Source organism: Clostridia bacterium (genome assembly GCA_035628995.1).
Taxonomy (GTDB): domain Bacteria; phylum Bacillota; class Clostridia; order Lutisporales; family Lutisporaceae; genus BRH-c25.
The window spans coordinates 21,652-34,070 of record DASPIR010000027.1 but is presented as its reverse complement, the minus strand read 5'-3'; the positions used below and the strand labels follow the sequence as shown (position 1 = coordinate 34,070).

Genomic DNA, 12,419 nt, shown 5'->3' with positions numbered 1-12,419 from the left:
TTTCCAATCATTCAAGTGTTAAAAATGCATATCCTAAATGTTGTGCCTCTACAGGATTAGAATTGCATTCAGCCAAGAGGCACATATACATGATACCCTTTATATAAAACCCATCCTCAGCACCGAATTCGACTTTCCCACCAAAGGCTTCAACCCTTTCCCTGATACCCTTCAATCCATAGCCTTCATTTACTTTTTCCGCACCAGAACCGTTGTCTGCCACGCAAAATTCTATGGAACCGCAGTAATAATCAAGCTTCACCGATATGCTAGTCGCTTTCCCGTGCCTAACAGCATTGGTCATTGCTTCTTGTATTATACGAAATACTGCAATATTTGCCGCCGAAGCCTGTATGTCAGCCTCCCCTGTAATATCAAGTCCAATCTCCACCCCGGTCTTTATTGCGAACTCACTAATCAGCTTCTTTATAGACTCTGCAGGTGAAAGCTCAGTGTCAACTCCTCTCAGAGTCTCCACAACCTCTCTTATTCCTGCCAGACTGTCCTTCGCAGTCACAACAGCATTCACCAGCAGTACCTCTGCCCTGGGGGCATCCTCCTTCAGAAGATGCTCTGCCATCTGCAGCTGCATTATAAGTGCTGTCATATTGTGCCCCAAAGTGTCATGTATGTCCCTTGCAATGCGGTTCCTTTCCTCCACTACAGTGAGGCGGTTGACCTCATTGGTATACTGCTTCAGCTTCCTATGGGCATCCAAAAGCTCCTTATAGAGCACATCCTTCCGTTCCTTTTCTTCCTTGCTGTGCTGTGCAAAACCCGCAATAACCAGTATCAGCACATTGACCATCAGGAAGAACGCCAACTGTGATACATTTGAAAGGTTAAACTTATAGTAAATCAAGTATATGTATTTTATAAGCGATGCCAGTACTGCGGCAGCCCCTATGGTTATTCCTCTTCTGAGCCCCAGGGTCAGCGCCGCTTCAAGCAATATGGTTATATAGAAGGAGTGAAAGAAGTAGTTTATCAGAAGTCTTGAATTGTGTTCCAGTGTATACACCAGAGCTATATCAATAATAAAAGATAGGTAGTATGGTTTACTTTCATGGTTTATAAAACCTCTTCCAAAGCCTGCCGCAAGATATAATACAAACACAGCAACTAGCACAAATAGCCTCTGCTGCTGCGCATTTTCGAAATACACCGCAGCACAGAACAATATGGTAAGTATGATTGCTTTCAACAGGTATAGTAATCTTCTTCCCTTTTCCATACCTTTTTCCTTTCCATTTTCTTGTATTCTTTGAAAATATTATACAATACATCATGCGCAACATCCACAAATTAAATAAGAGCCCCCGCTTTAATCGGGAAGCTCTTATCATCCTTAATGCTATTGAAACCATCGGCGATTATTTTAATACATATTTGCCAGGTCGTCCATTTGCTCCTTAATCTCCTTAAGCTGGTTTAGTGTCTTCTGATTCAAGCTTTCCTTGGCATAAAGATTCGGCGCATGCTCATGTATATAGTCTACCAAGCCTTTGGCCATCTGGGAATCAGCCATTGTCTCATATTCCGCTATCTCTTCATCAGTATTAACTATATTTATTATAATCTTACCTTCAGTGTCGTTAACTGCAATTTTCTTGTTCAGGGGATAGTAGGTAACTTTAGGACCTATCTTGATTTTTACCCTATTGCCGTACATATGGCTTATTTCAACATTCCATATGTCATCAACAACAACTTCGGAACCTTCATTTCTGATTATTACAGTTCTCTCACTAGTCAAAGCGAGCTGCTGGCCTTCTATTTTGCCCTCACCCTTGTAAAAAAACAGGTTATTACTACTCATACGTTTCACCCCTTCGCAATATATCCTTTAATTAGATTTTATTATCATTCTTGATATAATACAATGATAATAAACCTACAATCTTTGTTAATAAATAAATAACAATCTTTTCTGAATATTTCATCAATTTGTTTCTGCCATATATTTTTGCTATAATAAGTAATTTAGAAAACATTTTTCCGGGATAACTAGGAAGGACTCCCTCCATATGGAGAAAGTCCTTCATAGTTATCAGAATCTTATTTCAGATTTAGAAGCCTGTATATCATGACAATTGCTTCAGCACGTGTTGCACTGCCTTTTGGTGAAATCAAGGTAGGGATTCTGCCGTTTATAATTTCTTTCTCCATTGCTATTGCAAATGGCTCTCTTGCGCTTTGCGATATCTGTCCATAATCACTGAACTGCTTAAGCCTCTGAGTGATTTGATCTTCACTGGGTTTACCTGCTATACCCTTATATTGTAAGCCCCTCGCAATCATTACAACTATTTCTTCCCTCGTGATTGCTATATCCGGTCTAAAGTTAACTCCATCTTCCTTCTTTGCTATGCCCGAATTATATGCCTTATTGATTTCAGGGGCATACCATTTTCCTTCAGTAATATCTGAATAAGAAGCTTTTGTACCTTCCTTACTTTCCTTCAGCTCTAAAGCACGTACCAGCAATGCTGTGAACTCAGCTCTAGATATGCTTGCCTCCGGTTCAAATCTACTATTTGTACCTTGTGCTATATGCTTTGCTGCCATCTTTTCTATGTAGGGTCGTGCCCAATGTTTCGCGATGTCTTGAAAGGTCTTCTCGTAACTCATAACAGCAAAGGAGCTGAAATGTGTTGTATCGAAGCTTATTACTTTTGCAGCAGCGTCAAATTTACCACCTATATAATCCCAAGTCTTTGTTGTTTCATTGTAATAGTATACACCCAGCTTTTCAGCATCAATATTACCAAGCTTAGAGTCTTTCAAGCTGATTGTTATTCTAATAGGTGCATTGAAGCTGCTTACCCTCTGATGCATGTCATTCGTGACAAGAGCAGCGTTGAATTCAAAGATATTGTTATCCGTCAAAGTCAGCCCGTTATTGGCGGCTTGCTTCAACAAATCTGCCTTCTCCTTGGTTTGCTGCTCATTGAGTACTCCGGTAACCAGCTTAAAATATGTGTCCTTCCCATCCAGGTTTCTCTGTTCATTTCTTAGAACGTCAGATGATAAAACCATGGTAAGATTTTTACCATTTATAACCAAGCCCTTGCCTTTCTCCGAAAGCATGCTGAAAATAGTCGTATCTATCGCTGCAGACTGCTCAGTTGCTTTCTTTGGGATGTCAACAATGACATTTTCATATTTTTCATTATTTAAATATGCATTTGCAGCTGTTCTACTCACTATTACTGCAGCCTCAATCATGGTTAAAGCAGATGGATCCGGAGTGGCAGCCGACGTACCGCCACCACCTCCGCCGCCTCCGCTCCCGCCTCTTCCACCACTGCTAGGTCGCGATGCAGTGAAGACAAAGGTGGATATAGGCCCCGGAAGAAGTCTGTCATTGGCTGCATATCTCACATAGATAGTTATATTACCGGTTAAATCAGGTAAGTTATTATTATACATAACCCAGTTTATGCCATCAGTGCTGAATTCCATTTCGCTATCTATACGTTCTATTGTATTATGAGTATTATCACCAATTACTCTAAATAAAGCTTTTTCTACACTGATAGGTATGATATCACGTACTCCTGCCGGTTCGCTCTCTGTTGCCCTCACTCTTATCCTGATATCATTTTCTACTGTTATGCTTGCTATTTCAGCAGCAGTAAGCAGCTGATTGTTCTCAACGGCTGAAACATAGCTTGCCCCTCCATCAAGACTGTATTCCATTTCAGGAGTAATGCCCATGAGCCTTCCTGCATTAACACCATCAAAACTGAATCTTATATGTGGGGGAGACATTTCCGGTTCATATGTTTCCACTGTACTAAAATATGGATATGCACCGCCTTGAAGCCTTGATCCTCCAACTGCATATATTTTCACTCCGGAGGAAGCGGCACCCAGATATGCTCGCTCTGCTTGCATGCTGGTTTTTTCTATCCAATATTCTTCAATGGGGTCGTACTCAAATATCATAGCGCTAAAGCGAAAAAAGTCTGAATACCCTCCCATAACATATATCTTATCCCCTAATACAGTAGTGCCGAAGCTTGAAAGTTCCTCAGGCATATCATCAGCGAGGAGCCATGTATCATCTTCCGGGTTATATACCTCCACTATGCTTAATGTATATATGGTATTATCTTCGTCTGTTGAAAAACTGTCTTCACCTGTGCAGCCCCCTATGGCATAAAGCATGCCATTAACTGCTGCAGCCCCCAGATAAGCCCTGGGTGTAAATTCACTTTCTCCACAGAACCTGGACTCCCATGCATCGGCTGAAGGATCATATATTTGCAGCTGATCCGATAATAGGCCATCCTCATCGACTCCGCCGACAATGTAAATCTTATCTTCAAGGACCGCTATTCCAAAGCCTCGCACTCCCAAAAGCATGTTTGCTTTAGTGTCCCACGCGTCCGAAGCCGGATCATATTCATATACTGTTCTAACTGAATCTGCTCCTATATCGCCGCCTATAGCATATATTTTCCCATTAACTGCTGCAGCACCCAGATCTGCCCTTGCTCCAAGCATATCCGCCAAAGTATCCCATGTGTCGGTATCCGGGTCATATACCTCCATCTTGCTGCTGGCGCCATTTTCATTGAATCCGCCTATTGCATATATCTTACCATCCAATCCAACAGTAGCAAGTCTTTCTCTTGGAGTAGGCATATCTGTTCCTACTTCTGAGATATTCATGCCATCAGCTATCGTACTGAAATTATACTCTGTTGTCCATTCTAGATTTCCCTCATTGTTTAAACTATTTACACCGACTATGCGCAGATTATAGGATGTATCCTTCGCCAGTTCATCACTTTCCGGTAATGTAAAAGTGAAGGCATCACCCAAGTAATTGAGTCCATCTTCCCCTGTGCTTAATACAAATTCCATGACATCCGACTCAAAGCTGTCATCCTCCGATATTTGAAGCACATAGTACTCAGCCTGGGAGGATACATTCCATGAAAATGTCGGCCTTGTGCTTGTGTTGCTTCCATTATTCGGAAGATAAATATGCGGTTTATCTGGTACGTCCGGCTCAATAATATATTCTGCATATGCTCCACGGATATTGGTTACTGCTACATAGCTGAATTCACCGTCTATGTTGCTATAATTGAAGCTGTAAGGCACTGCTGTGAAATTGGCATTCCAGCTTGAACCCGTAAACGGGTCACCAGCATCACCTCTATTGCTCATTGTCCATAAATCCAATTCACCGTCTGCCTGCTCCAGTTCTACTCCAAGCCTGTTCTCATCTGCATTTAGTGTATTTGCAGCAATAGTGGCATTTACTTGCTGCTGATCAATATGCCATATCAGCAAGCCTTCCCCTGGAAGACCCTCATCATAACCCTGTTTTATTCTATATTCTGAAAGGTAATATTCATTCCCTGATTCGTCGCCCGCTGTCCAGAACTTTAGAACCTGGCTTATTCCATCTGAACTATAGATAGTAGCGCCTTCATTCTGAGTTAAGGTGCGGAGTTCTGCCCAACCCAAATACATCCTGCTCCAGGCTGACAGATTGGCAGGGCAAGTCCCCGGATCCTCTCCATCCCTGTGATTCCATGAGCCGGAGCCCATAACGTCCCAATCTCCGACTCCCTCTGTCATGCCATAATCTAAATCATTTGTATCATATAAGTCAGGTAATCCAATATCATGGCCGAATTCGTGGGCAAAGGTTCCCAATTGTCCTGTCTCTGGCACCATTGCGTAGTTAAAAGCAGTTATCCCATCATCCGTATCCTCGCCACCGGCAATTGCCCAACGATGGGACCATATTAATTCGTTTTCTGGATCTAAATTCTCTTCCTGTCCTATTCCCGCATGGATAATAAAAAGGTGATCAATTGTACCATCACCATTGGTATCATAGTCCCTAAAATCAACTGTTGCATCAATCTTCTGCACAGCCTCTCTAGCAAGCTCACTAATATCGCCATTAGCATCATCTATATCTGAACCATCCTCACCATAATACGCCATGGTTTGGTCGCTATATACCGCTTCAACTACTGTAGCTGCAATTGACATTCCTTTTGCTTCTTCATCGTTATATTGGGAGTTGGCTTCAAAATAATCCTGCATCTGAAGCATTATATTCTCAAAATAAACGCTATCATGCCCCAGTTCAAACTCTTCATCTGAAAAGTATACTGGTATTACCAGCACCTTTTCTATTGCTCCCCCAACAGGTATGCTTTCCGCTCCTCCTACTCTTTCAATCTTTGGTACTGAGTACTTCGCTGAAGCTCTCATAATATCCGAAATATCTCCGTCTTTCTCATAAAACTCCGGATACACTTCAGGATTCGGAGGCATGAAGCTTATTTCTTTATCCTGATTAAACGCAGCACCTTCTCCACTGCTTGTCCCGGCAAATGTGACATACCCCGGGAGCACTAGATTGCAACAGAATAACAGTAAAATAAAAAAAGAGAACCTAGACATTAATTTCCTCATTTTTTTCCCCCTCTTACGTTTTTATATAATATCAATATCACATAGATCCAACATAATTCATCTCATTTTTATCTTCGCAGGTTGAAGTTCATACCAAATAATCATCACATTTAGAAAATAATCCACTATTAATTTTATAGAAAAAACGCGAATTTTGTCATATAGATTATATGAAATGGCCATATTTTTATATAATCGGTAATTTTTGTCATAATAATGAGTATTTTATAAAAAATTGTCTATGCTTTATTCTTTCATCGAATATAATATGTTAACCTTCAACTTCCTCCTTGTGCTATAATTATATCGTTTAGAAAACAGGGGGTATTACTATGTATTGGTACATTGCATTATCACTATTGCTTATTTTATTTGCAGCTTCCGGCTTTTATCTTTCCGGGGTTGTCATTTACCCTCGTATAAAGACCCGTGAGAAGATTCTCCAAATGGAATGCGATAAGGGAAATATGCACGAGGAGTACTTTGACAAGCTTCTTAAAGAAGAGGTTAGGATAAGGTCTCAGTATGGCTATGAGCTGCGTGGATTTTACTTCCCTAATGGCAACTCAATGAAAACTGTTATAATCTGTCATGGCATAACCTATACAATATATGGCTCAGTGAAGTATATGGAAATGTTCATGAAGCGGGGCTTTAATGTACTGATTTATGATCATCGCAACCACGGAGAAAGCGGTGGGAAGAACACTACCTTCGGATATTATGAAAAGTATGACCTAAAGAGCTGTACTGACTGGGTATTTGAAAAGTGCGGCAATGACTGCACGGTGGGAGTCCACGGGGAATCCATGGGAGCTGCAATTGCACTTCAGAATATTGCTATTGACCCCAGAATATCCTTCTGTGTAGCAGATTGTCCTTTCTCTGATCTTTCAGAGCTTTTTAAATACAGATTCAAGGTAGAATATAAGCTGCCCCCGTTCCCTGCATTTCAGATAACCCGATTATTTACCAGGCTGCGTACAGGGATGATACTCAAGGACATATCTCCAATAAGAGACATAGCCGATGTGGAGACCCCGATATTCTTCATACACGGCAGTGAGGATTTATATATACCTACACAAATGAGTATTGATATGTACAACAACAAGAAAGGGATAAGGAAATTATACCTTGCCCCCAATGCCAGACATGCGGAATCAGTAGTAAAAAACGGTGATGAGTATGACAGGCTTGTTGGAGAATTTCTTAGTGATATTGCGACCAGGCAACCCAGCCCGCTTATTTTTCCCATACATCGTCCATAAGTTTTTTTATTTCTGCCTTCATCTTATTAGTCTCATTAACATCAAGCATAATAAGGACATCCAATACATCTCCCTCGTGGGCTTCCACAGGCAGGAACACTTTCGGAAGCTTCAGCACCTGCTCATAATACTCTACAACCGCGTAATCTCCTTCAAATCTGTCAACAATACACTGCATAATTTTACCTCCAAGCTTAGATTTATTAAGCATACCTTATAATAGTCCAATCGTGCGGTGAAACCGCATCGCTGACAGGCAATCCTTTGCCTGGAAGGGGCATTATTTACTAGATGGCCTAAAGCCGGCATCCTGTGCCTCCTGCTCAGTCTTAAACCACTTCTCGGGAACGGTCTTATCATAATAAGCGCCTCCCGGAAGGTGATATATCTTCTCACTCCTGCTGTTTATGTTTCCCTTTATTAGTCCATTACCTGTGGAGTCAGTATAAAGCTTCTGAGTATTTGTTTTTTCTGTGCCATAGTTGTGGCTGTCCGGTTTCACATTGAATGTTATGCTTTTTCCATCACTTTCTGCGACAATTGTCCCTTCCTCGTCAGTTCTGTATATCTCTATACCTTTGCTCTTTAGAAGCTCCATCGGCTCTTTGTGGGGATGTCCATAATCATTCCCTTTGCCTGACATAATAACTGCATATTTCGGATTTACCTTTGCAAGATATTCAGGGGTTGTAGCGTTATAGCTTCCATGATGCCCCACCTTCAGCACATCCGCCTTCAGCTTGCTGCTCATATCGCTCTTTAAAATATCCTTCTCACTTTCTACCTCAGCATCTCCCTGGAAAAGAAAGCTGGTCTCTCCGTATGTCAATTTAAGAACTGCACTATGATTGTTCAGGTTTTCATACTCTGAGCCTACCGGGCCCAGGAACTCAGCAGTCATTCCCGATAAAGGTATGCTTACCCCCTTAACAGCCGTTGTGACCTTTAAACCCTTGTCGCTGACCGCCTTCAGTACATCCCTGAAGGTATCCGTTGTATGCACTGCCTTGGGCAAATATACCTTATCCACATTAAAGCTCTTGATTACAGCATCAAGACCGCCTATGTGATCCTCATGGGGGTGCGTGCCTATGACTGCATTAAGCTCCTTAACTCCTTGCTTCCTGATATAGCTTACTACCATTTCGCTGTCGCTATTGTTTCCCGCATCGATAACTATATTCTCACCCTTTGGTCCTTGTATAAGTATAGCGTCTGCCTGCCCCACATCGATGAAATGCACTTTGAGCGACTGCCCATTTCCGGCATTTACATACCCCCCCGCTGCTTCCGGGCTGCTGCATGCAATAATACCCATGCACAAAACCAAAATGAGCAGCAGCACTAGTATCCTATGTTTCTTCATATACTGTAAACCTTCTTCCTGCAATGTTTTCTACTTATATGGTATTTATATTGCTGTGAAAAAATACTTGATTTGAATTAATATAAAGAGTGCATATATTACACATTTCTACATAGTTCGACATTATCCTTCATATAAGTAAGCAAAAAACTTGAGGGATCCATTCATACCTGAATGAATCCCTCAATTCCAATACTTCTTTATTTCAGCATAAGCATAAAGTCCATAATCTGCTTCTTCGCTTCCTTCGTTTCAAAGTTATCCACATATCCACAGGATCAAATCGCATAACTAATCCAGCTTCTGATGATCACATACCTCTTTATCTATGAAATTGCACTTAAAGCGGCATTTCTTGATATCACAAACCTTACAGCATATATTATTCTTGTCAAAGCAGCTTGAAATAGCACATCTAAGCTGCTTTTTCACAATATGTCCATCGGACTCCTTGTCCACATTTTTACTGAAGAAGAGCCGATCTGCGAGTTTCCTTAATGAGTAAATAAGCATCTCTACTATTGTCATTTCTGGGCCTCGCTTTTCACTTTCACACTTATAATACTCCGAGCCCATATCATCACCTCCGAGTTTTACTAGACGCATAGTCCACTTTATTCAATACTACTGGACTTACAGTCCAAAGTCAATAGAAATTTTTCCATTTAGTCCAATGAATTTTTCATTTGGACATATTGTGTTAACATTATACTAAAGAGGTGCATTTTTATGGAATTTGGTGAGCGACTGAGAGATTTAAGAGAAGAGAAAGACATAACAAGGTATGCCCTTGCGAATATGTTAAACGTATCATACTCAACCATATCAAAATATGAGATCAATATCAGATTTCCTGATAAAGAAGCATTGATAAAAATGGCCGATTATTTTGACGTGTCCATCGATTATTTATTATGCAGAAGCAATATCCGAGAAACAGCAGAAAAGATCCTTAATAAGTCCAAGGAGAAATTCTTAATCCGCTCCCCAGAGAACACATATAGCACCGATGAGGACTTATCCCCCGAGGCTATCGAAGAGATTGAGAAATTCAAGGAATTTGTACAGCATAAGTATGGGAAGAAGTAAAAGAAATCACACACGGAGGTTTTAGATATGAAAGTACTGGCGCTGCTTGGAAGCCCAAAAAAGAATGGCAACACCAGCTTATTGTTGAATGAATATCTTAGAGGAATAAAAGATTCTAATAAGGATGCAGAAGTCACAAAGGTTTTCCTGCAAGAAAAAAACATCCACGGCTGTTCTGCATGTGAAGTTTGCCACAATGTTAACATAGGCAAATGTGCAATAAAGGACGATATGCAGGAGCTCTACCCCCTCTTCCGCCAAGCAGATATGGTAATCTATGCGACTCCAATATACTGGTGGAGCGTTTCTGCCCAGCTTAAAGCATTCATGGATAGATGCTATGCATTAGGCTCGATCAAAGATAGCTTTACCGGCAAAAAAGCAGCCCTCCTTATGACATATGGAGGCGAACTGCCAAACAAAGGCCCTGAGCTTGTCAAGACAACCTTTGAAGAAATCTGCGATTATAAGGAAATGGACCTGGTAGATGTGTATAGCGTTTGTACTGACGACTATATGCCAGCAGGAGAGAATGCTAAGGCTCTTAAGGATGTATATGGGATGGGTTTGAAGGTTTAGGCTGCTTTGATCCTTCCCCCTGCGTATTTCAAGCAACTCACTTCCAATGCTTTTACAGAATCATTTTTGGAAATAACTTCATATTTAGTACTCATTTTTAACTTCCTTTCTATAAAAGAATGAAAACCATATTCGATTGTTCAATCGACTTTAATATCATTAGGTGTTCCGATGTCGAATATTGCAGTTTTTTAGCGTAAAATCTGCAATATTCAGAAAAATAGGACGAAATGCATTTGTAATTCCAGCAAAAAAGCTTTATACTTTCTTTATAGAAATTTTCTGACTGCATTGAGCTACAATACTTATCATTAGCATCATAATAGTCTAAATGGAGGGGAAAGAAATGAAAAAATTATTAGTTCTGTTACTGTCACTGTCGATGATCATCGCCTTTACTGCATGCTCACCGAATAATACACCGGTGACTTCCGAGCCTGGCGCTACGGAAAAACCAGCCAACACCGAACCGATCAAGATAGGTTTCTTTGCACCCGTAACCTCACCTGCCGCTTCTGCTGATGGTCTCTCTGCGGAAAACTCCGCGAAGCTCGCTGTCAAGCTGGTTAATGAAGCCGGAGGCATCAACGGACGCAAGGTAGAACTGGTAAATTACGACGATGGTCTCGACACCACTCAGGCTGTCAGCATCGCTGAAAAGCTTACCACCAAGGATGGCGTTGTCGCCGTGGTCAGTGGCAGCTACAGCGGTCCGACCCGTGTTGCAGCTCCGATTATCCAAAACGCAGGTAAAGTTATGGTCTCAGCTTACGCAGTTCATCCTGACGTTGTAAAAGCTGGTGACTTCATTTTCTCCCAGTCCTTCCCGGGTAAGGTTCAGGGCAAGGCCGGCGCTGAATTCGCCGTCAAAACTTTGGGTGCTAAGAAAATTGCCATCATCGCTGTGGACCTGGACTTCGGCACCGAGCTTTCTAATACCTTCACCGCTCATGCTGAAGCTAACGGCGCAAAGGTTGTTTCTTTAGACAAGGTAGCCATTTCCGACAACGAATTTACTGCCATCATAACCAAGCTGAAAGAGAAAGTTCAGCCAGACCTCATATATATTGCCAACTACTATGCCCATGCGGCAGAAATTGTTAAACAGTGCAAATTGCAGGGTCTGGATGTTCCGATACTCGGAACCGAAGGTGCTGACTCCTGGCAGTTCCTACTCACCGCAGGCGAACATGCCAACGGTGTATACCTAACTACCAACATGAACCGTGATGACGTTTCTGAAACTACACAGAAATACATCACCCGCTACAGAGAAGAATATAAACTTGAACCTGACATGGTAGGCGCTTCCGCTTATGATGCATTCCAGGTAATCTTCGAAGCCATCCGTCAAGTTGGCACCGATGATCCCGCCGCTATGCGTGACACCATTGCAGGTTTGAAAGACTTTACCACCGTCACCGGCAAGCTGATCAAATACACCGAAAAGCACGAAGCTGTCAAGGCTGTCCAGATTCAGCAGGTTACAGATGGTAAATTCAAATCTTACGGTGAGATCACCGATTTGGAAATCATTACCCCCGTTGCAAAGTAGTCCTTAGCGACATCGCATAAGCAACATGTTATAACCAAAGATTCCCGGAGGCGCTGCCCACTGCACGGTGCGATGGGCAGCGCCTCCGGCTCTTTATCGATTCAAC

10 protein-coding genes are annotated in these 12,419 nt (G+C 41.7%); 4 read left to right on the top strand and 6 right to left on the bottom strand.

From position 1 onward, the window contains the following. Nucleotides 1-7: 7 nt before the first annotated feature. From VEB00_12220 to VEB00_12210, 3 genes are all read right to left on the bottom strand, one after another. Entirely contained in the window at nucleotides 8-1,234 is a 1,227-nt protein-coding gene (locus tag VEB00_12220) for a sensor histidine kinase (protein ID HYF83781.1), read from the bottom strand. A 144-nt stretch (nucleotides 1,235-1,378) separates the two neighbouring features. After that, nucleotides 1,379-1,819, bottom strand: coding sequence for a hypothetical protein (locus VEB00_12215; protein HYF83780.1), 441 nt, complete (start codon nucleotides 1,817-1,819; stop codon nucleotides 1,379-1,381). Between the two features lie 239 nt (nucleotides 1,820-2,058). Continuing rightward, nucleotides 2,059-6,453 carry a M6 family metalloprotease domain-containing protein gene (locus VEB00_12210; GenBank protein HYF83779.1) on the bottom strand — a complete coding sequence of 1,465 codons (4,395 nt, stop codon included), beginning with the start codon at nucleotides 6,451-6,453 and terminating at the stop codon, nucleotides 2,059-2,061. Nucleotides 6,454-6,785: 332 nt separating this feature from the next. On the opposite strand from VEB00_12210, the gene VEB00_12205 reads away from it, so the two are divergent. Beyond that, nucleotides 6,786-7,724: an alpha/beta hydrolase gene (locus VEB00_12205; GenBank protein HYF83778.1), complete on the top strand. Its 939-nt coding sequence runs from the start codon at nucleotides 6,786-6,788 to the stop codon at nucleotides 7,722-7,724. Here the strand turns inward: VEB00_12205 and VEB00_12200 are convergent. The 3 genes from VEB00_12200 to VEB00_12190 all read right to left on the bottom strand — a co-directional run bounded on the left by VEB00_12200 (nucleotide 7,699) and on the right by VEB00_12190 (nucleotide 9,666). Then, a complete protein-coding gene (locus VEB00_12200; protein ID HYF83777.1) occupies nucleotides 7,699-7,902 on the bottom strand; it encodes a DUF3006 domain-containing protein in 204 nt (67 codons plus the stop codon). The genes VEB00_12205 and VEB00_12200 overlap by 26 nt on opposite strands. Before the next feature lie 102 nt (nucleotides 7,903-8,004). Next, nucleotides 8,005-9,090 (bottom strand): ComEC/Rec2 family competence protein, encoded by a 1,086-nt coding sequence (locus VEB00_12195; protein HYF83776.1) that lies wholly within the window; start codon nucleotides 9,088-9,090, stop codon nucleotides 8,005-8,007. A gap of 291 nt (nucleotides 9,091-9,381) precedes the next feature. Continuing rightward, a complete protein-coding gene (locus tag VEB00_12190; protein ID HYF83775.1) occupies nucleotides 9,382-9,666 on the bottom strand; it encodes a hypothetical protein in 285 nt (94 codons plus the stop codon). Nucleotides 9,667-9,819: 153 nt separating this feature from the next. Here VEB00_12190 and VEB00_12185 point away from each other — a divergent pair, with 153 nt between their 5' ends. The 3 genes from VEB00_12185 to VEB00_12175 all read left to right on the top strand — a co-directional run bounded on the left by VEB00_12185 (nucleotide 9,820) and on the right by VEB00_12175 (nucleotide 12,313). After that, entirely contained in the window at nucleotides 9,820-10,179 is a 360-nt protein-coding gene (locus tag VEB00_12185) for a helix-turn-helix transcriptional regulator (protein HYF83774.1), read from the top strand. A 27-nt stretch (nucleotides 10,180-10,206) separates the two neighbouring features. Next, nucleotides 10,207-10,758 (top strand): flavodoxin family protein, encoded by a 552-nt coding sequence (locus VEB00_12180; GenBank protein HYF83773.1) that lies wholly within the window; start codon nucleotides 10,207-10,209, stop codon nucleotides 10,756-10,758. A gap of 346 nt (nucleotides 10,759-11,104) precedes the next feature. Beyond that, complete coding sequence (locus VEB00_12175) at nucleotides 11,105-12,313, top strand: ABC transporter substrate-binding protein (GenBank protein ID HYF83772.1); 1,209 nt, start codon at nucleotides 11,105-11,107, stop codon at nucleotides 12,311-12,313. Nucleotides 12,314-12,419: the final 106 nt, after the last annotated feature.